The organism is Nocardiopsis potens DSM 45234 (genome assembly GCF_000341105.1).
GTDB lineage: Bacteria > Actinomycetota > Actinomycetes > Streptosporangiales > Streptosporangiaceae > Nocardiopsis_A > Nocardiopsis_A potens.
In genome coordinates this window covers 44,740-67,562 of the sequence record NZ_ANBB01000052.1, presented here as the reverse complement: position 1 = coordinate 67,562, position 22,823 = coordinate 44,740, and the positions used below count along the sequence as shown (strand labels likewise).

The window sequence follows — 22,823 nt, the reverse complement described above, 5'->3', positions numbered from 1 at the left end:
GCGGATGGGGTGTGGTGTCAGTTCCCGCCGGGGGGCACGAAGATCCACACGTCCCCCTCGAACGGCCAGGCCCCGGAGGGGCGCCGGGTCAGCGTACTCGGGTCCTGGTCGGCGCGGACGTGGAAGGGGTGCTCGATCCCGGCGTCCGAAGGGGCGTAGTACTCCAGCGCCTCCCGGCCGGTCGCGGCCAGCACCGGCACCCGGCCCCGCTCCTGGATGCCCGCGACCGCGGCGGCCACCGCGTCGGGTCCGTTCGCGGTCGCCGCCGGCACGTTGCACATCCCCCGGATGAGCTGGCCGTAGTAGTGGCCCACGCCGTCGACCATCACCACGCTGGCGTCGTCCGGGACGGCCTCGCACAGCCGCTCCGCCGCCGCGACGCTGCCCGCGTCGGCGCGGTAGCCCATGATGCCCTCCGAGGCGATCGCGGCCGGCAGGGCGGTGGCGGCGACGCCGGCCAGCACCGCCGCGGCGCCCAGCCGGGACCGGGCCCCGGCCGGGTCCAGCTCGCGGATCCGGCGCGCCACCCAGGCCAGCAGCCAGATCGCGAGCAGCACGAACGCCGGGAGCACCAGCACCACCAGGCGCCGGCTGGCCCACGGGTGGTCGGGGGTGATCGCGGGGCGCGCCAGGGTGGTCGCCACCGACCAGGCCAGCACCATCATCGGCAGCACCCACTGCGGGTCCCGGCGCATCAGGATCCGCCGCACCAGCAGCGCCGCCCCGACCGAGGCGGCGGCCACCGTGGTCAGGCCGAGGTACCAGACCACCCAGTACAGGCTCTGGTCGCCGTAGTTGAGGTCCGGTTCGACCGGCACCCCCTCCAGTGCCTGCACCTGGCCGACGAAGTCCGCGGTGGCCTGGTCGCCGTGGCCGTACGCGGGCAGCACCAGGGGGCGCACCGCGAAGCCGAGCATGAGCAGCGGCACCAGCGCGAACCCGGCCGCGGGCAGCCACCGGGACCGGTCGGTTCGGGGCACCCCGCGCCGCCACAGCGCGGCGGTGAGCGCCGCGGTGGCCGCCAGTACGCAGCCGCACAGCACCAGCAGCGGGTCCAGCGAGTCGGAGAGGTGGTCCAGGTAGGGGCGGGACAGCCCGAACCCGGCGACCAGCCCGTAGCCCGTGCCGACCGCCAGCCCCAGCGCCATCGGGACCGCCTGGCCGCGCCGGGCGAGCAGCAGCAGGCCGAGGAAGCCGACCACCGGCAGCAGGTCCCGCAGCGCGTCGATCCGGACCACCAGGCCCAGCCCGAAGACCAGGCCGGCGGCGCCGGCCAGGGCGTGCGGCACCCCCCACCGGTCGCGCAGCCCGGTGCGGCGGGTGAGCGCGTCGAAGGCCAGCACCAGCCCGCCGAGCAGCAGCACCTGCCCCACCGGTTCGCTGTAGGTGGAGCGGGCCGCCCACTGCACGGGCAGCGCCGCCGCGAGCACCAGCGCGGCGGCCGGGGCCCACCGGGTCCCGATCAGCCGCCCGGCCAGGCCGGCGAAGACCAGCACGGCCAGGCCGCCGACGACCGGCGGCACCAGCACCATCCCGCCGGGCCCGCCCAGCCAGAACCCGATGGAGAACACCAGCGGCGCGCCGGCCAGGAACTGCGGCCAGATGACGTCGCCGACCTCGTAGTAGGCCAGGCTCTCGAAGCTCAGCCCGGGCGCGTCCCCGGCGATCAGCTCGCGGTGCTGCGGGATCGGCAGCCCGCCGTGCTGCGCGATCCACACGGTGTACTGCGCGTAGGAGGCCGGGTCGCGCCGGATGACCAGCGCCTCGGAGTGGTAGGCCAGCTGCACCGCGGTGAACGCGAGGGCGATCAGCAGCACCGCGGCCAGCGGCCAGCGGGGCGGGTCCTTCTCGGGGAGGGCGGGGGTCCACCGCCACACCGCGTATCCGGCGGCGGCGACGGCGGGCACCCCGAGGAGCAGCGCGGGCAGCGGCGCGAACCGGTCGGCCAGCAGCAGCGGGAACGCCACGAGCAGCCAGGCCCCGACGGCGGCCGCCGGCAGCACCGTGACCCGGGCGAAGAGTCGCCCGGCTGCGGAGGAGGCGGTGGACGGCATGCGCCCGAGTGTGCCAGCCGCACGCCCCCGACCGCGCATCCCGGGCCGCCCCGGCCGGTCCCGGGCGAAGGCGGGTCAGTCGGCTTCGGGGCGCATGCGGAGGTCGAGGGCGGGGGTGTCGGCGTCGGTCAGGGCGACGGAGAGGATGCCCTCGTCCAGGGTGATCCGGGCGGTGTCGGCCGGGGCCGTGGTGCACTCCTCGCCCTGGCCCGTCTCGGTGACCTCGGCGGTCAGCCCGACGGACGGGTCGGTGTCCCCCTCGACCACGGAGAGCTCGTAGAAGCAGTCGTCATCGTCGTCGTTCTCCAGGGTCCCGGTGCGGTCGCCCTCGCCGACCTGGAGCGTCCACAGGGCGCCGTCGACCGCGCCCTCCCAGTCCGCCTCGTAGTCGGCGGTGAACTCGGGGACCGGCATCGGCTCGCCGGTGGACTCCGGGGACGGGGAGGGCGGGGCGGATTCGGCGTCCGGCGCCGCGCTCCCCTCGGCCGTCGCCTGCGCCTCCGCCCCGGGTCTCTCCCCGCCGGAGCCGCCGCGGACCAGGAAGAAGGCCCCGGCCGCGGCGGCGGCCAGCAGGGCGAGCACGGCGACCACCGCGACGGGCCCGGTCCGGCGGCCCCCGGCGGGCGGCTCCGTCCGGGTGGGCGCGGCCTCCGCGCCGACCGGGACGGTGGCCGCGGCGGCGGCCGCCGCGGCGGGCGCCGCCGGCGCGCTCTTCCGGCCCAGCAGCTCCATCAGCAGGTCCTGCGAGGACGGCCGGCGGGACGGGTTCTTGTCCAGCGCGGCGGTGACCGGGGCGCGCAGCCGCTCCGGCAGGCCGTCCAGGTCGGGGGCGGCGCTGACCACCCGGTTCAGCACCTCGGCGACGGTGTCCCCGGCGAACGGCGGCCTGCCGGTCGCGGCGAAGGCGACCACGGAGCCCCAGGCGAACACGTCGGTGTGCGGGCCGATGCCCTCCCCGCTGATCTGCTCGGGGGCCATGAAGGCGGGGGTGCCGATGGAGGTGTGCGTGCGCTCCCCCTGCGCCTGCGGGACCTGGGCGACGCCGAAGTCGATCACCCGCGCCCCGCCCGCGGCCAGCAGCACGTTGTCCGGTTTGAGGTCGCGGTGGACGATCCCGGCCTCGTGCACCGCCACCAGGGCGGTGGCGATGTTCACCGCGAGCCGGTCCAGGTCGCCGCCGGTGAGCGGGCCCTGGTCGCGCACCACCGCGGAGAGCGGCGGCCCGTCCACGTACTCGCTGGCGATGTAGGGCGGGGAGGCGGAGAAGTCGGCGTCCAGCACGGCGGCGGTGCAGAACGAGGCGACCCGGCGGGCCGCCGCGGCCTCCCGGACGAACCGGTCGCGCAGCCCGGGGTCGCGCATGCCCGCCGGGTTCAGCGTCTTGACCGCCGCGCGCGCGCCGTCCGGGTCCTCGCCGAGGTAGACGACGCCCTGGCCGCCCTCACCGAGCCGGCCGAGGAGGCGGTACCGTCCGATCTCCCTGGGGTCCGACGGACCGAGCGGCTGTGCCTGGCTCACTGGTCTCTTCACTCTCCCGCACTGCAGAGGGCCTGTGGGAGCGACGGTACTCGACGCGGCCCCGGGGTCCGCGTCCCGGCCCGCACGGGGCGGGGCCGACCGGGCAGTAGCATGTGGCAGACCTCGCCCGCCCCTGCCCCCGCAGGGCGACCCGTCAGAAACGAAGGTTCCTTCCTTGTCTCCGGACACTCCAGCGGCCCTGTGGCGTTCGGCCGCCGCGCAGGACCCCTCCCGCCCGTTCACTACCGCCTACGACGCCGGCACCGGCGGCCGGGTGGAGCTCTCCTACGCCACCTTCGACAACTGGGTGGCCAAGACCTCCGGTCTGATCACCGACGGGCTGGGCGCGGTGCCCGGGGAACGGATCGCGCTGGCGCTGCCGGTGCACTGGCAGAGCCTGGTGTGGCTGCTGGCCTGCTGGTCGACCGGGACGGTGCCGGTGCCCGCCGCCGGCCCCGGCGAGGTGCCCGAGGCCGACTTCGCGGTGGTCGACGGGGCCCGGGTGGAGGCCGCCCTGGACGGGCCGGCGCGCGAGGTGGTCGCGGCCTCTTTGCATCCCCTTGGCGCTCCGCTGGCGGACTGCCCGCCGGCCGCGCTGGACTACTCCGACGAGGTCCGGGCCTACCCGGACGCGTTCGGCCCGCGCGGCGCCGCCGGACCGGGCGACCCGGCGCTGGAGCTGGACGGCGTCCGCTCCGGTGCCGACCTGGTGGCCGCGGCCCAAGAGGCGGCAAAGAGGTGGATGCTGACATCCGATGACCGTGTGGCTATCATCACCTCAGCACAGGATCCCCTCGGAGCGCTGGGCGGCGACCTCTCCGCGCTCCTCGCTCCCCTCTCCTGCGCGGTTCCGCTCGTACTCTCCCCGAGTATCGATTCGGCTAACCTGCAATCACGTCTCGGTATGGAGCGCGCCACCGCGATCATCGGCGCGCCGCCCGGCACCCCCGCGAAGACGGGCGACTTCCGAGTCCTGTCCTGACGTCTAGTCATTGGTTCCCGATGCCAAGAAAACGCCCCTCATCACGCGGCTCCACGCGGGGTCACGCCGCAGCGCGGCGGGCGATCTCGCCTCGCCGCATCATCGCCCTGGTCTCCACCTGCGTGCTCATCTGCAGCCTGCTGACCGCATACGGCGTCTACTGGAACATCTACAACAAGATCAACCAGGAGAACATCGACCTGGACCCGTTCGGTGACCGCCCGACCCGGGTCGACGGCGTCCTGAACATCATGCTGATCGGCTCCGACGTGCGCAGCGGCGACAACGCCGACTACGGCGACGCCGAGGGCGAGCGCCCGGACACCCTGGCCATCGCGCACATCTCCCCCGAGAAGGGCCGCGCGACCATCGTCAACATCCCCCGGGACTCCATCGTCGACATGCCGGCCTGCGAGCCCACCGACGAGAAGCCCGGCCAGGACGCGCACACCGCCATGATCGGCGAGGCGATGAACAGCGGCGGCGTCCAGTGCCTGTGGGGCACCGTCGAGCAGCTCACCAACGTGCACATCGACCACTTCGTCAGCGTCGACTTCACCGGCTTCAAGGAGATGGTCGACGCGCTCGGCGGGGTCACCATGTGCATCCCCGAGCCGATCCAGGACGAGAAGGCCGGCCACCTGGACCTGGAGGCCGGCGAGCAGACCCTGGACGGCGAGGAGGCGCTGGGCTACGTCCGCTCCCGCAAGGGGCAGGGCGACGGCAGCGACCTCTCCCGGATCGACCGGCAGCAGGACTTCATGGGCGCCATGCTGCAAGAGGTGATGAACGGCGAGGTGCTGTCCAGCCCGGGCACCCTCAACTCCTTCCTCGGCTCGGTCGCCGACTCGCTGAGCACCGACGACGGCCTGACCGTCTCCACCATGGGCGACATCGCGGTCGCCATGCGCGAGGTCGACCTGAACGACATCGAGTTCGTCACGGTGCCCAACGGCCCGCACCCGGCCGACCCGAACCGGGTCGCCTGGAGCGAGCCGAAGGCGACCCAGCTGTGGCAGTCGGTGGCCAGCGACGAGATCAGCGACGGCAAGGAGGACGACCAGGGCGGCGGCAAGGGCGACAAGGCGCCCAAGGTGGAGCCGTCCACCGTCTCGGTGGAGGTGCTCAACGGCACCGACACCCCGGGCCTGGCCGACGAGGTCTCCACCGGCCTGGCCGGGATGGGCTTCCTGCCCGCCGGCACCGGCAACCCGCTCGGCGAGACGCCGGAGAAGAGCACGGTCTACTACCCGCCGGGCAAGGAGGCCGAGGCGAAGGCGGTCGCGTCCAAGCTGAACAGCGCGACCACCGAGGAGAACCCGGCGCTGGTCGACACCCTGCAGCTGGTCGTCGCCTACGACTGGAACGGGTTCAAGAGCAGCGGCGGGGGCGGCGCGGACGTCGAGGGCAAGAGCGCGGCCGACGCCAAGACCGCCTGCTGACCCCTCCTCCGCCGCGCGCACCGCGCGGACCGGGGCACGAGAGCGGCCCCGCACCGGGATCCCGGTGCGGGGCCGCTCTCCGTTTCCGTTCCTCCCGCCCCTGCCCTTTCGCCTGGAGGAGGGCGATGATCTTGACGTTGCGGGGGTATCAGAGCGCTTCGATGGCCCCGCAACGTCAAGATCATCGAGAGGGGCGGGGCGGGTCAGACCGCGACCCGCTCCGGCAGCGAGACCGGCTCCGGGGCCGTCCCGCTGACGATCAGGTCGGTCCACATCCGGCAGACCTTGTCCAGCGCGTAGTTCTCGGTGATCTCCGCGCGGGCCGCGCCGCGCACCGCGTCGAACCGGCCCTCGGCGACGATCCCGTGGATCGCCTCGGCCATCGCCGCGGTGTCCTCGTGCAGCCAGCGGTGCGAGTAGATGGTGTCCGCACCGGGCCAGGAGAGCACCGCCGGGATCCCGCCGGAGGCGGCGCACTCCGCCGGGGCCAGGTGGAAGCTCTCGTCGTCGCTGGTGGAGACGGTGAAGCCGATCCGGCGCAGCCACGCCGCGACGTCCGGGCCGAACGGGTCGAACACCACGCCCTCGGCGAGCAGCGGGTCCCGGCGGATCTCCCGGTAGGTGCGCTCGTAGTACTCGCGCTCCTCCGGCCGGTTCCAGATCCACCAGTAGTCCCAGGGCTGCTTGGACTTGACCGCCAGGGTGAAGCGGCGGTCCCGGCGGCGCAGCTCGCGCAGCACCTCCAGGGCCCGGTCCAGGCGCTTGCGGGACGGCGCGATGCCGATCATGCCCAGGGTGAACTCGGCGCCGGGCAGCTTCTCCCGGTCCAGCTGGTCGACGTCGACCCAGTTGGGCAGGGTGACCACCTTGTCCGCGGGCCAGCCGGCCAGCTCCCGGGTGAGCGAGGCGTAGTAGGGGCTGACGCAGATCACCGCGTCGACCTTCTCGATGTCCAGCTTGCGCGGCCACTCCGCGTACAGCTCGAACCGGTGCAGCCGGACCAGCAGCCGCTGGTCCTGCCGCTTGTGCTTGGCGTAGAACAGCGCGTTCGGCCCGCACCACTCGCAGATGACCACGTCCGCCCAGGCCGCCAGCTCCTTGCTGCGGTACTGGTCGTGGGCGCGCAGCGACTCCCACTCGTCCAGCCGGACGTCCAGCCCGGGCAGCGCGGTGAGGTGGTCGGCCAGCCGGGTGAAGAACTTGAGGTCGTGCCCGGCGATGACCACCTTGAGCGGGCGGGCCGGGTCGGTCCCGTCCGGGCCCTGCGGGCAGGCGAGCTCCAGGTACCCGGCGAGCCGCTCGGCCGCCCGGTCCAGGGCGAACGCGGCCGAGGCGGACCGGCAGCGCTCCGCGGCCTCGGCGCGCACCACCGGGTCGGCGGCGAGCGTCAGCACGTCGGCGACGTCCTCGGTCTCCGCGCCGGGCTCGGCGAACAGCGGGTAGTCCTCGCCGAGCAGCGCCTCGTGCGCGGGGGTGCGGTTGAGCACCACCGGCAGCCCCAGCGCGCCCATCTCCAGCACCTTGGTGGACAGCTCCAGGCTGGCGTCCAGGTCCGGGTCGCGCCAGGAGAGGCCGACGTCGGCCCGGGCGGACAGCCGCAGCGCCTCGGCCCGCGGCTTCCCGCCGTGCCAGAGCACCCCCTGGGTCCCCTCCAGCGCCTTGGACATCCGCCGGGCCCACTCCGGGTTGTCCCGGTGGATCTTGTCGCCGATCATCTCCAGTTCGGCGGCGACCCCGCGCTCGGCCAGCACCTCGGGCAGCCGGGTCATCTCCAGGGTGTTCCAGCGCGGCGCGAACTTGCCGGTGTAGACGAGGCGGAGCGGGCCGCCCCCGTCCCGGCCGGCGCCGTCCCGCTCGGACCCGGCCTGCCCGGGCAGGTCCTCGGGGACCACCACCACCGGCGGGAACAGCACGCTCTTGCCGGCCGAGGCGGGCACCGCCGACTCCAGGAAGCAGCGCAGGTCCTCGGTCTGGCAGAGCAGGAAGCGGGAGGCCACCGCGATGTCGGTGAGCTCGGAGACCGCGCCGGCGGTCAGCTCCGGGACGCTCTGCGGCACGTCGGTGAGGTAGGTCCACAGCCGGCCCTTGAGCGCCTCGTTCTGCGCGGCGAGCACGGCCAGCCGGCGGCCGCGCACCACGACCAGGTCGTAGCGGTCCCTGCCGTCCAGGTCGGCCAGCAGGCCCACCGCCTGGTCCGGGGTGAGGCCGCGCGGCCCCAGGTCGGCCAGGAGCTTCTCCTCGTAGGGGCGGCGCACCTCGACGCCGGGGACCCCCTCCAGCGGGGCGACCAGCCGGTCGGTGGAGACCTCCGCCTTGAGCAGCAGCGTCACCCGGCAGCCGGCCGCGGCCAGCGCCTGCACCATGGACTGCGCCCAGACCGCGGAGCCGTCGATGATGTTCATGTCGACGTCGCCGTAGACGAGGGCGCGCGGCCGCCGCCCGCGGCCGTCCCCCCGGCCGTCCGTGAGTCCCTGCTTCGTCACGTCTTCCCTTTCCAATGCCCCGGTCGCCGTTCCTCTCAGCGGCCCGTCCCCGTTCAATTCGTCCCCGGGGCGCTGTGCGCGCGGCCCTGCTCCGGGCCGGGGGCGGCGCCCCGGTCCGGCCCGAGGGCCAGCAGGCGGGCGCCGTGGCGGTTCCACAGCCCCGGGTCGATCCCCCGGGCGGCCAGCGCGGTGCGGACCAGGTCCGGGCGGACCGCTCCGACGAAGACGTAGTCCTGGTCGGCGCCGACGGCCCGGACCGCGTCGCCGCCGGGCACCGCGGCCTCGCCGACCGCGTCCGCGCCCGAGCACTCCGCGGCGCAGACCAGGTCGGCCAGGTGCGCCTCGCCGCGCGGGCCGTGCCACAGCGCGCTCCAGGGCGCGTCGGCCTCCCGCGCCAGGGCCGCCCAGCGGGCCGTCCCGCCGCCCTCCGGCACCGGGACGGCGCGCACCGGGATCCCGAACGAGCGGAGCCGCTCGACCCCGGTGAACCGGGCGGCCTCCTCCGGGACCACCGCCTGCGCCGCCGGGTGGGACTGCTTGAGCAGGTCGTCGGCGAGCGCCAGCGACTCGGTGTCGTCCAGCGGGGCGGCGAGCACCGCGGTGCGCCGCCCGGCCAGCGGCTGCCCGGCGCCGCCGGAGCCCGGGGCCAGGTCGAGCCGGCCGAGCACCTCGGCCAGCCGGACCGGGGTGGCGTCGGTGAGGAAGACCGAGCGGAGCGCGGCGCGCACCTCGTCCGGTGCGAGCGGGCCGGCCGCGCGCAGCCGGGCCAGCTCCTCGGCGGCCGCCTCGGAGTGGAGCGCGGAGGCGTCGGTGGGCACCGAGGGCCCGCGCTCGCGGTCGGCCGGGCGGCCCAGCAGCAGGGCGCGGGCGCCGCAGGCCAGCGCCCGGTCGGCGGCGGCCCCGTCCGCGGCGACCACCGCGGCCGAGGAGCGGAGCAGCCCGGGCAGGTCCTCCCAGTGCGGGTCGGCGGTGCGCAGGCCCAGGCCGGCCACGAGCCGCCGGGCCACCGCGTTCAGCGGCCGGTACGGGACCGGGAGCACCGGCTCGGCGGTGCGCTCCGGTTCGGCTGCGATCGGGTTGAACCGGTGCAGCGGGACGCCCAGGTCGCCCTGGTGGACCAGGTCGAAGGGGAGCCGGGCCAGCGCGGGCGGCGCGGCGGCGTCGGCGATCAGCACGCTGGGCACGCCGCGGGCCGCGGCGGCCTCCAGCACCCAGGCCAGGGCGCGGGTGCGGTCGGCGGCGGCCGGGTCCCCGGTGTGCGCCCAGGCGCCGCCGGTGCCGGCCAGCGCCGCGGAGGCGGTCACCAGCACCAGGTCGACGTCGACCGACTCGAACACCGGCTGGGCGTCCTGCGGGCGCAGCGGCACCACGCGCAGGTACGGCTCGACCGCGGCGGCCGCCTCCGGGGAGAGCACCCCGGCCACCGCCAGCCGCTCGTCGCGCACCCCGATGGTGCCGCTGAGCAGCCGCACCTCCTGGCGCTCGGTCTCATAGGAGCGGACCGGGTCGGGCTTGCGCCGCCGGCCGGTGGCCTGGGCGGTGGTGCCGTTCTTCCGCCACAGCCGGAACAGGTCCCGGGGCAGCCGGACCAGGCCGCGCCCCGGGCGCTTGGCCGCGGAGGTCAGCGCCCGGCCGACCTGGAGCGAGGTCGACCCCTCCAGGGCGGCCAGCCGCGCCTGCGCCTCGGAGAGCTGGGCCTCCCGCTCCGAGAGCGCCCGCCGCAGCTGCTCGGTCTGGCTCTGCTCGCGCCGCTTCATCGCACCTCCCCGAGGGGGGAGTCCGGGTCCGCCGTCGCGGAACCCCGCGGCCGGTCATCGGGTCGTGGCGTGCTGGGGGAGAACCAAGCCGGCACGGCAACTCCTTCCAAAGCTTCGGGTATCCGGGCCGCTCGCGCGGGGCCCGGCCGCCCGGCGGGCGGCCGGGCGGCGCGGGCCGGTCGCCCGCGCCGGGGCGGGTTCAATGCTCTCCCACCCCACCGCAGAGCACGGAGGCGATCCGCTCCCCGGCCCGGCCGTCCCACAGCGGGGGCACCGGGCGCTCGGCGGGGGCCTCCGCGGCGGCCTTGGCGACCAGGCCCGGCAGCTCGGGCAGCTCCGCCTCGGAGACGAGGCGGTTGGTGCCGTGCGTGATGGTCACCGGCCGCTCCGTGTTGGGGCGCAGGGTCAGACAGGGCACCCCGAGGATAGTCGTCTCCTCCTGGACGCCGCCCGAGTCGGTGACCACCGCGCTGCTGCCGCGGACCAGCGCCACGAAGTCGATGTAGCCCAGCGGCTCCAGCAGGTGCACCCGGGGGTGGTCGCCCAGGCCGGCCGCGGCGAAGGCGGCCCGGCCGCGCGGGTGCACCGGCATCACCACGTCGATGCCGTCGGCGACCTCGTGCACCGCGGCGACCAGCCGGGCCACCGTCTCCGGGCGGTCGACGTTGGCCGGCCGGTGCAGGGTGGCGGCGACGTAGGACTCGGGCAGGCCGGTCCGCTCGCGCAGCGCGGCGGTGTCGAACCGGTCCAGGTTGCCCAGCAGGGTGTCGATCATCGGGTTGCCGACCAGGTGCACCCGGCCGACCGGGACGCCCTCGGCGGCCAGGTGGCCGACGGCCTCGGGGCTGGTGGCGAAGCAGAGGTCGGAGAGCTGGTCGGTGACGCGCCGGTTGACCTCTTCGGGCATGGACATGTCGAAGGAGCGCAGCCCGGCCTCCACGTGCGCGACCGGCACGCCCAGCTTGGCGGCGACCAGCGCGGCGGCCACGGTGGAGTTCACGTCCCCGTAGACCACCACCGCGCCGGGCCGGCGCTCGGTGAACTCCTTCTCCAGCCCGACCATCAGCGCCGCGGTCTGCTCGGCGTGCGTCCCGGAGCCCACGCCCAGGTCGGCGTCGGGGCGGGGCAGCCCCAGGTCGCGGAAGAACACCGCGGACATCCGGTCGTCGTAGTGCTGGCCGGTGTGCAGCACGCTCTGCTCGGCACCGCGCCGCTCCAGCGCCGCCACCACGGGCGCCGCCTTCACGAAGTTCGGCCGCGCCCCGACGATGTGCAGGAACGCGCCTGGCGCCGCGGCGTCGGCGGCCGGTGCCGGTGACCCTGTTGACACTGTCTTCCTTTCAGCTGTCCCCGGGTGCACAGTTTCCGCGCCTCCCGGGATCTCGACGCCCGAACGTCACCGTCCGGCCATCCCCGCGTGGTTGCATGCGAGCGTGTTGCAGAACGTGAGAGCGGCGACCTACGCCGCCACCCTCGCCTGGCGCCACCTGCGGGACGAGCCCGCGCGCTCCCCCCTGCTGCTGCTGCGGGTGCTGCCCGCTCCGGCCCGCTCCGGGCTGCGCCGCGCGGCGTCCCGGGGCGGCCCGCTGCTGCGGGCCTACGCGCTGGCCGACGCCGGCGAGCGCGCCGAGGCCGTGCGCACCGTGCGCAGCGCCGCCCATCGCGCCTCCCCCCGCTCGCTCGCCCGGTCGGCCGCGTTCGCCCTGGCGATCCGCGAGACCGGCCTGGCCGACGAGCTGATCGAGCGCCTGCCCGAGGGCGGCCGGCGCGCGGCGCTGGCCGACCGCTCGGCCCTGGTCGCCGGGCGCAGGGTGCCCGACCACCGTGGATACACGCTCACCGTAGCCCCGGAGCGGAGAACGCGGCGCGACCGCCCGGTGAACGGTCAGCGATCAGCCGAGCACGCCCGGCGTTCCGGCCTGCGCGTGCTGCACATGGTCACCAACGCGCTCCCGCACACCAACGCCGGCTACACCCAGCGGACGCACCGGATCGCACTGGGCCAGCGGGCGGCGGGGCTGGAGGCGCACGTGGCGACCCGGGCGGGCTACCCGCTCAGCGCGGGGAGGCCGGACGCCCGGCCCGGCGTGGTGCTGGACGGCGTGCCCTACCACCGGCTGCTGCCCTGGTCGGCGCCTGCCGGCGGGGACGGCGAGGTGCGGGCCGGGGTGCGGCTGGCCGGTCCGCTGCTGGACCGGATCCGGCCGGACCTGCTGCACGCGGCCAGCAACCACGTCAACGGCCGCACCGCGATCGAGCTGGGGCGCGCCCGCGGCCTGCCGGTGGTCTACGAGGTCCGCGGCTTCCTGGAGGAGTCCTGGCTGTCCCGGGACCCCTCCCGGTCCACCTCCGACGCCTACTACCTGGCCGAGCGGGAGCGCGAGACGGCCTGCATGGCCGAGGCGGACCTGGTGGTGACCCTGGGCGAGGCGATGCGCGCCGACATCGTGGCGCGCGGGGTGCCCGCGGAGAAGGTGCTGGTGGTGCCGAACGCGGTGGACGAGTCGTTCCTGGAGCCGCTGCCGGACGGCGGCCCGGTGCGCGAGCGGCTCGGCATCCCCTCCGATGCGTTCGTGGTCGGCACCACCACCAGCTGCTACGGCTACGAGGGGCTGGACACGCTGGTGGACGCGGTGGCCCTGCTGCGCGAGCGGGGCGTGCCGGCGCACGCGCTGGTCGTCGGGGACGGCCCGGAGCTGCCCGGGCTGCGCCGGCGCGCGGCCGAGGCCGGGCTGGGCGGCGCGGCGCACTTCCCCGGCCGGGTCCCGGCGGGCGAGGTCCGCGCGCACCACGCGGCGCTGGACGTGTTCGCGGTGCCCAGGCGGGACGAGCGGGTGAGCCGCCTGGTGACGCCGCTCAAGCCGGTGGAGGCGATGGCCGGGGGCCTGCCCGTGGTCGCCTCCGACCTGCCCGCGCTACGCGAGCTGGTGCGGCCGGGGAGCACCGGCGAGCTGGTCGGCGCGGGCGACCCGGAGGCGCTGGCGGAGCGGCTCGCCGCGCTGGCCGCCGACCCGGCCGCGCGCGCCGCGCTCGGCGCCGAGGCGCGGGCCCGGATCGGGCGGGACCGGACCTGGACGGCGGCCGCGCACCGGTACGCGGAGGCTTATCGGGGGCTCCTCGGCGACGGGGGCGAATGGAGTGTTTCGTCTAACCCCGAGTGACCGGAGAGTAAATTCCACCCGGTAATTCGGAAGCTTGCTCCGATATCCGGAGATAGCACTCTAAAGTCGGACTCGACGAGGCCGGATCCGGTCCGGGGGAGGCCCTGGACCGGCTCGGACCTCGGTCGACGCGGAGGATGAACACCAGGCGGATTTGTCCGAACCAGGCCATTTCTCAGGGGTCCGGCCAACTCGGAACTACGCTCAGGCGTCTAGCCAGAGTAGCCCGAAGGCGCACACTCCCCGCTGCGACACGCCTTTATATGCAACCGCACGTCTTTGCAAGCGATACCGCCGAAAAGCGCTCAACGAAGGTGAGGGGCCCCGTGGACGTCGCCACCCCAGCAAGCGATCTGGCCGTCATCGGCCTCGGGTACGTCGGACTTCCGCTGGCGCACGAAGCCACCAGAGCCGGGCTCACCGTCACCGGGCTCGACCTGTCCGACGCCGTGGTCGGCGGCCTGAACGCCGGCCGGTCGCACATCGACGACCTGTCCGACACCGACATCGAGCGGATGCGCGAGGCGGGGTTCACCGCCACCACCGACGCCTCCCGGCTGGCGGGCGCGGGCACCATCGTGATCTGCGTGCCCACCCCGCTGTCCGCGGAGGGCGGCCCCGACCTCGGCGCCGTCACCTCGGCGGCCTCCTCCATCGCGGCCCACCTGACCCCGGGCACCCTGGTGGTGCTGGAGTCCACCACCTACCCCGGCACCACCGAGGAGGTGGTCCGGCCCATCCTGGAGGAGTCCGGGCTCATCGCCGGCGCCGACTTCCACCTGGCCTTCTCCCCGGAGCGGATCGACCCGGGCAACCCCTCGTTCGGGGTGGCCAACACGCCCAAGGTGGTCGGCGGCCTCAGCGAGGAGTGCGGACGGCGCGCCGCCGCGTTCTACGGCCGCTTCGTCGATCAGGTGGTGCGCGCCCGCGGCACCCGCGAGGCGGAGATGGCCAAGCTGCTGGAGAACACCTACCGGCACGTCAACATCGCGCTGGTCAACGAGATGGCGGTGTTCTGCCAGGAGCTCGGCGTGGACCTGTGGGACTCCATCGCCTGCGCCGCCACCAAGCCGTTCGGCTTCCAGGCCTTCTACCCCGGCCCCGGGGTGGGCGGGCACTGCATCCCGATCGACCCGAACTACCTCTCCTACAAGGTGAAGACGCTGGGCTACCCGTTCCGCTTCGTGGAGCTGGCCCAGGAGATCAACGCCCGGATGCCCTCCTACGTGGCGCAGCGCGCCCAGGAGCTGCTCAACGACACCGGGCTGGCGCTCTCCCGCTCCCGGGTGCTGCTGCTCGGCGTCACCTACAAGGCCGGCATCGCAGACCAGCGCGAGTCCCCGGCCCGGCCGGTCGCCCGCAAGCTCGCCGCCAAGGGCGCCGACCTCAGCTACCACGACCCCTACGTGGCGGAGTGGTCGGTCAACGGCGCCCAGGTGCCCCGCGCCCTGGACCTGGAGCAGGCGCTGGCCGAGGCCGACCTGACCATCCTCCTCACCGACCACCCCGACTACCGCCCCAAGCTGCTGGCCGAGCACGCCCGGCTGCTGCTGGACACCCGCGGCGTGATGCGCCGACTGGCCCCGGACTCCCCGGACCGGGCGCACAGCACCACCTCCCCGATCGAGCGCGAAGGCATCGAGGTCCTCTGACCCCGCGCCCCAGGGCGGCCCGGTCCGACGACCGGGCCGCCCCGTCCTGTGCCCGCACCCCGCCGGGCATCGTCCTCGGCACCGAACCCGGGACGCATCCGTCTCTTCATGCGCGCGGCGCCCTCGGGTACGCCCGGCCTTCACTCTCCGTTCGCCGGGCCCGCCTACCCTTCCCAGCAGGTCGGCCGCCCATCCGGGCGGGAACCCCCCGGACCGGGACGCTCACCACCCAGGCGGAGGTGCCCATGCACGCACTCGTGGCCACCGTGGTCCACCACCCTGAGGACGCCCGCATCCTGCACCGGCAGATCCGGGCCCTGCTGGATGCCGGCCACTCCGTGACCTACCTGGCCCCGTTCCGCGAGCGCGGCGTCACGCCCTGGGCGGAGCTGACCGCGGTGGACGTGCCGCGCGCCGCCGGACGGCGCCGGCTGCGCGCGCTGCGCGCCGCCCGCGCCGCGCTGGAGGAGCACGCGCCCCGCGCCGACCTGCTGCTCTTCCACGACCCGGAGCTGATGCTGGCGCTGCCCAAGGAGCGCCCGGCCACCGTCTGGGACGTGCACGAGGACGCCGCGGCCGCGCTGCTCACCAAGCCGTGGCTGCCCCGGCCGCTGCGCCGGCCGCTCGCCCCGGTGGTGCGCGGCTTCGAGCGCCGCGCCGAGCGCCGGATGCACCTGCTGCTCGCCGAGGAGGGGTACCGGGACCGGTTCTCCCGGCAGCACCCGGTGGTGCCCAACACCACCGAGGTGCCGGAGCGCCCGGCCCGCCCGCCCGGCCACGACCGGATCGTCTACCTCGGCCACCTGTCCGAGGCGCGCGGCGCCCGCGAGCTGATCGAGGCGGGGCGGCTGCTCCGCCCGCACGGGGTCCGGGTGGACATCATCGGCGCGGCCGACCCGCAGGTCCGCCCGCTGCTCCGGGACGCCCAGCGCGACGGGTACGTGCGCTGGTACGGGTTCGTGCCCAACGACCGCGCGCTGCGCATCGTCAGTGGCGCGCTGGCCGGGGTGAGCCTGCTGCACGACACCCCGAACTACCGGCACTCGCTGCCCACCAAGGTGGTCGAGTACATGGCGCACGGCCTGCCGGTGATCACCACGCCCTCCCCGGTGGCCGAGGCGCTGGTCACCGGCAGACCGGAGGGGGCCTGCGGGATCGTCGTGCCGTTCGGCGACGCGGCGGCCGCCGCCGAGTCCGCGCTGCTGCTCCGCGGCGACCCCGCGCTGCGCGCCCGGTTCGCCCGGACCGGCCACGAGATCGCCCGCGACCACTACCACTGGCCGGTGCAGGCGGAGCGGTTCGTCCGCCAGCTGGAGGAGTGGGCCGGGGAGGAGACCGGGGAGACCGCCCGCGGCCGCGTCCCGGCCCAGTGCTCCGGCCCCGCGGCCCCGCTGCGCAACGCCCGCGCCTGACCCGGCCGCGAACGGGCCCCGCGCCCCCTCCCCTTCGCCCGCCGGCGCGCCCCCGGGCCGCCCGGCCGGCGGCCGCGTCCGGGGCGCCCGGAGCGGAGCCGCCCCCGCCCGCTTCCCCGGGGCGCGGGGCGGCGTCTCCGCCCACCGGGCCCGCGCGGACCGCCCCGCCTCCCCGCGCCGACCGTCCGGCCCGGCCGGACCGCCCTTTCCCCGTGCAGAGCGCACACCGACGGGCACCGCCCCGGAGGTAGAACGTGAGACTCCGGTCACAGGGCTCACCATATCGGAATAGCTTCTCAGGAAGTAATGTTCTGAACCGACGTTCGGGCGGTGCACCGCCCGAACGTCGAGAGCCAGTCCCCGCTCGGCCCCCCGCGGCCGCGAAGGAGTCCCATGTCCGAGAGCACCGACGCCCTGCAGATCAGCAAGGAGACGCAGGACCTGCTGTTCCGCGCCGCCCGCACGGCCAACACGTTCAGCGCCGAGCCGGTCTCCGAGGAGCAGGTCCGGGCCATCCACGACCTGGTCAAGTACGGCCCCACCGCGATGAACATCCAGCCGCTGCGGATCGCGCTGCTGCGCTCGGAGGAGAGCCGCCGCCGGCTGGCCCCGCTGATGGCCGACGGCAACCGGGACAAGACCGTCACCGCCCCGCTGGTCGCGGTGCTCGGCTTCGACGGCGAGTTCCACCTCAAGGGCGACCGGTTCTTCCCGGACCGGGCCGAGATGGTCGCGCAGGCCTTCGCCGACGAGAGCGGCCGGATCCCGGCCGCCCGGCTGAACGCCGCGCTGCAGGCCGCCTACTTCATCATCGGCGTGCGCGCGGCCGGCCTGGCCGCCGGGCCGATGGTCGGCTTCGACGCCGCCGGGATCGACGCCGAGTTCTTCCCCGATGGCACCTTCCGCACCTTCATGATGGTCAACATCGGCAAGCCCGGCCCCGACCACCCGCAGTTCCCGCGGCTGCCCCGGTACGACTACGAGGACGTCTACACCGAGTTCTGACCGGTACGGCGGCGCGCGGCCGCCGGGGCGCTCCACGGGGGCGCGCCCCGGCGGGGCCGCGCCGGCCGGGGCCCGCCAGAGGGGGGCGGGCCCCGGTCCCCGCACCGACCCCGCCGGGTCCCCTCCGATGATCTTGACGCTGCGGCCCCGTCAGAGCGCTCTGGCGGGGCCGCAGCGTCAGGATCTCGAGATGGGCGGGCGTCAGATGATCGGCGGGCGGCCCAGCCGGGTCATCCGCCACGCGGTCGACCAGGAGATCGGGGTGCGCGGGCCGGCGTCGGTGCGCCAGCCCTCCTTGAACCCGGTGAACCAGGCGCGCAGCGCCGGGCCGGAGCGCTCGCGCAGCACCGTGATCGCCACCCAGTCGGCCAGGTAGACCGCGGCCAGCGGCCAGGGCAGGTTGCGCCGGGCCAGCCAGACCCGGTTGCGCGCGTTGAGCCGGTAGAAGTCGGCGTGCCGGGTGGGCGCGACCGCCGGGTGGTACATGACCGCCTCGGCGTCGTAGTCGATGTGGTAGCCGGCGTCCAGGATCCGCCAGGCGAGGTCGGTCTCCTCGTGCGCGTAGAAGAAGTCGCCGGGCAGGCCGCCGCCGGCCTCGAAGGCGGTGCGGCGGACCGCGCACGCCCCGCCGAGGAAGGTGGTCACCCGGCTGGAGCGCTGCGGGTCGCCGGCGCGCAGCCGCGGCACGTGCCGGCGCTGGTCGGGGCCGCCGTCCGGGTCGGCGATGCGGAACGAGAGCGCGCCCAGCGACGGGTCGGCGGCGAACCGGTCCGCGACGTGCCCGGCCAGGTCGGGCGAGCGGTACCAGCCGTCGTCGTCCAGGAACAGGATGATGTCGCCGTCGGTGGCGGCCACCCCCTGGTTGCGCCCCTCCGGGATGCCCACGTTCTCCGGCAGCCGCAGGGTCGCCACGCCCTCGGGCAGCTCCGGCAGGTCGGCGCCGTTGCCCACCACGATCACGTCGACGTCGGCGCCGCGCTGCTCGAACACGCTCTCGATGGCGCGGCGCAGCTCGGCCGGGCGGTTTCCCATGGTCAGCACGACGCAGGAGATGCTCGGCCGCTCGGCCGCCTCGGCGGCGGCGCGCTGCAGCGCGGGACCGGTCTCCGGCGCGGCGGCCGGCGCGGACGCTTCCTCTGACGCAGGACTGGGCATGGCAACCGATCGTTGGAGTGGACGGGGAGTTGATCCGAGATTACCGTCGCAGGAACCCGATAACGAAAGCATAAGACCGCGTTTCGCCGCGCGGCCGCGGGGATATGGGGCGCCGGCCCGTCCCGGACCGGCGCCCCGGGGTCAGTGCAGCCGGCGCGAGGCCAGCACGCTGACCAGGTGCAGCACCGTCTGCAGCGCGGCCACCGCCACGCAGACCGCGGTCAGCGCCTGGGTCGCCGCCAGGTCGCCGCGGACCGCGTCGACCACCGCGGCGGCCAGCACCAGGATGGACAGCTCCACCGCCTGGATCACCCGGTGGAAGCGGAGCGCCGAGGCGGCCTTGCGGGCCAGGCTCAGCCCGGCCGAGCGCGGCGCCATCGCCGACTCGGAGATCTTCTCCGGCAGCCCGGCCTTGGCCCGGGCCACGACCACGTTGTCGGTCTCCGCCTTGATCAGCGCGGCGCCGAGCGCGGCCGCCATGCCGGCGACCACCCAGCCGCCCGCGGCGAACTCGCCCTGGGCGCGCACGCCCAGGCCGATCAGGAGCGCCACCTCGGCGAGGTAGTGCCCGATCCGGTCCAGGTAGATCCCGGCGACGCTGGTCCGCCCGGTGTAGCGGGCCACCTCGCCGTCGCTGCAGTCCAGCAGCAGGTAGATCTGGACCATCAGGAAGGCGGCGACCGCCGACCAGAGGCCGCCGAAGGCGACCACGACCCCGGCGAGCACGCCGAAGGCCATCATCAGGTAGGTGATGGGGTTGGGGGGAACGCCCAGCCTGATGAACAGGGCGCTCAGGTAGGGGGAGATGTCGCGCATGTAGAGCCGGCCGGCCCAGTGCTCCTCGTTGACGCGCTCCTTGATGCCTTCCGGCTGCCCTCCGGCGCGGACCTCAGCGACCGAGGGTTTCGACATATTCACCGACGCTCCGACGGATCTCGTCCTCGGACAGGTCGAGGTGTTCGAGGATGGTGTAGCGCCCCGGCCTGGTGGCGGGGGCGTGCGCGACCGCCCGGACGAACTGCTCGGTGTCCAGCCCGACGTCGGAGGGGACGACCGGGAGTTCGTGCCGGAGCAGGCAGGCGCGGATGTCCTGCACCCTGCGCCCGTCCTCGCCCAGGTGCCTGACGCGCAGGAACGAGGCGTACAGCGCGCCGATGCCGGCGAGCTCCCCGTGGTTGCTCACCCCGGGGTACAGGTGCGTGATGGCGTGCAGGATCTCGTGGCAGGCGCCGCTGGCGGGCCGGGAGGAGCCCGCGACCGACATGGCCATCCCGGACAGCACCAGCGCCTCGGCCAGCACGGTCAGGAACTCCTGGGACTCCACCGAGTCGCGGCGGTGCAGCACCGCCTCGGCGGCGACCCGGGCGAAGGTGACGGCCATGCCGTCCACCGGCTCGCCCTGCTCCCGCCCGGCCAGCTCCCAGTCGGCGATCGCGGAGAGGTTGCTGACCACGTCGCCCACGCCGGAGCGGACCAGCCGGGGCGGCGCGGCGCGCACGTAGTCCACGTCGATGACGACCGCGATCGGCATGGACACCCCGTAGGTGCCCTTGCCGCTCTCGTGCTCCAGGGAGGCGGTCGGCGACGCGATCCCGTCGTGCGCCAGGTTGGTGGCCACCGCCACCATGGGCACGCCGGCCATCGAGGCGGCGTACTTGGTGACGTCGATGGTCTTCCCGCCGCCGATGCCGGCGACGGCCTCGTAGGCGCCGGAGCGGATCTTCTTGCCCAGCTCGGTGGCGACGTCGATGCTGCCGCCCTCGACCTGGAACACCTCGCAGTTGGGCAGGTCGAGGTCGGCGGCGATCTGCGCGCCCTGCCCCGGGCCCACGGCCACGGCGATGCGCCCCTCCGTCGCGATCCGCCGGTCGGACAGGACCGACCCGAGCGAGGCGATGGCCCCGCGGCGGACGTCGATGGTGAGGGGTGAGGGCAGCATCCGGGCTAGTAGCGGCATGCGATCTCCCGGGCGCGGTTCAGGTCCTCGTGGTTGTCCACCTCGACCCAGTCCACCTTGCCGATCGGCGCCACGGCGACCTTGCCGCCGCGGTTCACCAGCTCCTGGTAGCCGTCCTCGTAGTAGAGCTGCGGGTCGCGCTCCCAGGTGGCCTTGAGGGCGTCGGCCAGCCGGCCGGCCAGCGAGCCCTCGATGAGGGTGGCGCCGATGTACTCGCCGGCGGCGGTCGCCGGGTCCATCAGCTTGGTGATCCGGGCCAGGTGGCCGGAGGAGTCCAGGGTCACCTTCATCTCTTCGTCGGCGAGCGTTTTGACGTTGTCCACCGCGAGGAGCAGCTCCGGGCCGCGGGCGGCGAGTAGCGTCTCCTCGACGCTCACCGGGTGCACGGTGTCGCCGTTGACGAGGAGGACGCCTTCGGAGAAGTACTCACGCGCGGTCCACAGGGAGTAGGCGTTGTTCCACTCCTCGGCCTTGTCGTTGTAGACCAGCGTCAGCTTGACGCCGTGCCGCTCCTCCAGGGCCTCCTTGCGCTCCTCGACCGCCTTCGCGCAGTAGCCCGCCACGATGACGACGTCGGTGAGGCCCGCGGCGGCCAGGTTGCGCAGCGAGATGTCCATGATGGTGGTCTCGCCGTCGACCGGGACCAGCGCCTTGGGAAGGGTGTCGGTGTAGGGGCGCAGCCTCCGGCCGGCTCCGGCCGCTAGAACCATACCGAGCATGTACGCGCGTTCCTCCTTAGGTCGTGGAGGCCTGTGCGCCTCCCCGTTCGTTTCGCGGCACGTCCGCAGGACGGGCCGCGGGGGTGTCCGCCCAGTCCTTCGCGGACTCCCGGACGAGCAGCACCGCGAGGCAGGCCGCGAGCGCGCCGTAGGTGAACGGGAGCCAGCCCAGCGCACCTCCGGCGGCGACCAGCAGCATGCGGCCGTCCCACCCGAGCAGCGCCCGCGCGGTCCGGCCGGAGCGGCCGGTCCCGCGGTGCGTCCGGCAGACGGTATCGCAGTGGTGCAGCACCACCACGGTCAAGAGTACGAACACCAGCGGCCCGGGGACACCGGCACCGATGCCGAGCGCGAGCAGGTAAAGATACTCGGTCCCGCGCAGCAGCGGCGGCACCGCCCGGTCCGCGCGGCCACCGTGCGGATGCCAGGAGGCGGCCGCGGCCGGCAGCAGCAGGGCCACCGGTGCGAACAGGGTAATGCCTGAGACCTCCCCGAGACCGACCGCCAGCAGCACGGCGGTGGCCAGGGCCGCGGTGAGGGCGGGCGGCAGCGGCGGCAGCGCCCCGCCCCCGAGCCGCCCCAGGGCCCGGCTCAGGTGACCATCATCACGGAGAAACCGCACGTGGGAGCGGGCGGTCCCGTCCGGTTCCGGATACGCCTCCACGCGCTACCGCCTCCCTTCGCCCGGGCGCGGGTCGACCAGGGCCGCGGTCGCCGCGATCGCGCACCCGGTGATCAGTGCGATGAAGGTCACCCGCGCATCGGCGAACACCGCCGTCACCGCTATGACCAGGAACCTCACCGGCTCCGGGAAGCACGCGGCGGCGCGCAGCCCGGACAGCGGACCGGGGCGGGCGGCGAGCGCGTAGGAGCCGGTCCGGCGCCGCCGCGGCCGCTCCCGCTCGGGCACCGGGTCGCCCAGCAGCTCGCTGGTGAGGCCGGGGTCACCCGGCGGCCGCTCCGGGTCCAGGCCGCCGAGCACGGCGGAGGACCAGTCCCGGCCGCGCGGCGCGGGCGGCCGCGGCCCGGCGGTCCCGGGCGCACCGGAGGCGATGGCGGTGTCCCGCAGGGCGTTGGCGATCAGCGCCCCGGCGGCCCAGGCCCAGGCGTCCTCGACGCCGGCGAGCACCCCGCCGACGGCCAGCCCGGCGTAGACCGCGTACTCGCGGAACCGGCCCAGCACCACGTCCAGCCACTCGGTGAAGGCGTCCGGGGACGGCCCGGCCAGGGCGTCGCGGACCTGGTCGCAGAAGAGCACCGCGCCGAGCAGGACCGAGCCGGCCACGGCGCCGCGCAGGTCTCCGCTGGAGAACCAGAGCGCGGCGAGCACGCCGAGGACGGTGCCGACCCTGGTGATCGCGGCGGGCGTCAGCTCGGCCCGGGCCGCGGCCCCGGCGGCCGCCCGCACCGGCGGGAACCTCCCCGACGCGGAGAATGCACCGGCAGCGGCCATCGCCCGCCCTCCCTTCCCCCGCGTCGAGCCTCACCCAGGACCGGGTCCCGGGCAAGCTCCAACACGGGGGCGG

17 protein-coding genes are annotated in these 22,823 nt (G+C 75.1%); 6 read left to right on the top strand and 11 right to left on the bottom strand.

The window, feature by feature from the left end:
- Positions 1-17 precede the first annotated feature (17 nt).
- Positions 18-2,054 carry a hypothetical protein gene (locus D459_RS0121495; RefSeq protein ID WP_017595070.1) on the bottom strand — a complete coding sequence of 679 codons (2,037 nt, stop codon included), beginning with the start codon at positions 2,052-2,054 and terminating at the stop codon, positions 18-20.
- A gap of 75 nt (positions 2,055-2,129) precedes the next feature.
- Entirely contained in the window at positions 2,130-3,572 is a 1,443-nt protein-coding gene (locus D459_RS36405) for a serine/threonine-protein kinase (protein WP_051065501.1), read from the bottom strand.
- Between the two features lie 175 nt (positions 3,573-3,747).
- Between D459_RS36405 and D459_RS0121485 the strand changes: the two genes are divergently transcribed.
- Both D459_RS0121485 and D459_RS0121480 read left to right on the top strand, forming a co-directional pair.
- On the top strand, positions 3,748-4,554 hold the full coding sequence (locus D459_RS0121485; RefSeq protein WP_017595069.1) for a TIGR03089 family protein: 807 nt from the start codon (positions 3,748-3,750) through the stop codon (positions 4,552-4,554).
- A gap of 20 nt (positions 4,555-4,574) precedes the next feature.
- The gene (locus tag D459_RS0121480) at positions 4,575-5,996 is read left to right on the top strand and encodes an LCP family protein (protein ID WP_026120628.1); all 1,422 of its coding nucleotides are present in this window, start codon (positions 4,575-4,577) and stop codon (positions 5,994-5,996) included.
- Positions 5,997-6,199: 203 nt separating this feature from the next.
- Here the strand turns inward: D459_RS0121480 and D459_RS0121475 are convergent, their stop codons facing one another.
- From D459_RS0121475 to wecB, 3 genes are all read right to left on the bottom strand, one after another.
- Positions 6,200-8,398, bottom strand: a complete 2,199-nt coding sequence (locus D459_RS0121475) for a glycosyltransferase (protein ID WP_040710759.1) — start codon at positions 8,396-8,398, stop codon at positions 6,200-6,202.
- Between the two features lie 134 nt (positions 8,399-8,532).
- Positions 8,533-10,236 (bottom strand): serine/threonine-protein kinase, encoded by a 1,704-nt coding sequence (locus D459_RS0121470; protein WP_017595066.1) that lies wholly within the window; start codon positions 10,234-10,236, stop codon positions 8,533-8,535.
- Between the two features lie 199 nt (positions 10,237-10,435).
- Positions 10,436-11,512, bottom strand: a complete 1,077-nt coding sequence (gene wecB, locus D459_RS0121465) for a non-hydrolyzing UDP-N-acetylglucosamine 2-epimerase (protein WP_026120627.1) — start codon at positions 11,510-11,512, stop codon at positions 10,436-10,438.
- A gap of 160 nt (positions 11,513-11,672) precedes the next feature.
- Here wecB and D459_RS0121460 point away from each other — a divergent pair, with 160 nt between their 5' ends.
- The 4 genes from D459_RS0121460 to D459_RS0121445 all read left to right on the top strand — a co-directional run bounded on the left by D459_RS0121460 (position 11,673) and on the right by D459_RS0121445 (position 17,466).
- Positions 11,673-13,397 (top strand): glycosyltransferase, encoded by a 1,725-nt coding sequence (locus D459_RS0121460; protein WP_051065500.1) that lies wholly within the window; start codon positions 11,673-11,675, stop codon positions 13,395-13,397.
- A gap of 326 nt (positions 13,398-13,723) precedes the next feature.
- Positions 13,724-15,049: a nucleotide sugar dehydrogenase gene (locus D459_RS0121455; protein ID WP_017595063.1), complete on the top strand. Its 1,326-nt coding sequence runs from the start codon at positions 13,724-13,726 to the stop codon at positions 15,047-15,049.
- Positions 15,050-15,294: 245 nt separating this feature from the next.
- Positions 15,295-16,461, top strand: a complete 1,167-nt coding sequence (locus D459_RS0121450; protein ID WP_017595062.1) for a glycosyltransferase family 4 protein — start codon at positions 15,295-15,297, stop codon at positions 16,459-16,461.
- Positions 16,462-16,854: 393 nt separating this feature from the next.
- Complete coding sequence (locus tag D459_RS0121445; RefSeq protein WP_017595061.1) at positions 16,855-17,466, top strand: malonic semialdehyde reductase; 612 nt, start codon at positions 16,855-16,857, stop codon at positions 17,464-17,466.
- A 201-nt stretch (positions 17,467-17,667) separates the two neighbouring features.
- Here D459_RS0121445 and D459_RS0121440 read toward each other — a convergent pair whose 3' ends face one another.
- From D459_RS0121440 to D459_RS32345, 6 genes are all read right to left on the bottom strand, one after another.
- Positions 17,668-18,621, bottom strand: coding sequence for a glycosyltransferase family 2 protein (locus D459_RS0121440; protein ID WP_017595060.1), 954 nt, complete (start codon positions 18,619-18,621; stop codon positions 17,668-17,670).
- Between the two features lie 141 nt (positions 18,622-18,762).
- On the bottom strand, positions 18,763-19,533 hold the full coding sequence (locus tag D459_RS0121435) for a CDP-alcohol phosphatidyltransferase family protein (protein WP_017595059.1): 771 nt from the start codon (positions 19,531-19,533) through the stop codon (positions 18,763-18,765).
- On the bottom strand, positions 19,511-20,560 hold the full coding sequence (locus tag D459_RS0121430) for an iron-containing alcohol dehydrogenase family protein (protein ID WP_017595058.1): 1,050 nt from the start codon (positions 20,558-20,560) through the stop codon (positions 19,511-19,513). Before D459_RS0121430 ends, D459_RS0121435 begins: the two co-directional genes overlap by 23 nt.
- Positions 20,561-20,565: 5 nt before the next feature.
- Positions 20,566-21,297 carry a phosphocholine cytidylyltransferase family protein gene (locus D459_RS0121425; RefSeq protein ID WP_026120624.1) on the bottom strand — a complete coding sequence of 244 codons (732 nt, stop codon included), beginning with the start codon at positions 21,295-21,297 and terminating at the stop codon, positions 20,566-20,568.
- Positions 21,298-21,313: 16 nt separating this feature from the next.
- On the bottom strand, positions 21,314-21,961 hold the full coding sequence (locus D459_RS0121420) for a DUF5941 domain-containing protein (protein WP_017595056.1): 648 nt from the start codon (positions 21,959-21,961) through the stop codon (positions 21,314-21,316).
- Positions 21,962-21,964: 3 nt separating this feature from the next.
- Positions 21,965-22,750 carry a hypothetical protein gene (locus D459_RS32345; protein WP_152523075.1) on the bottom strand — a complete coding sequence of 262 codons (786 nt, stop codon included), beginning with the start codon at positions 22,748-22,750 and terminating at the stop codon, positions 21,965-21,967.
- Positions 22,751-22,823 lie beyond the last annotated feature (73 nt).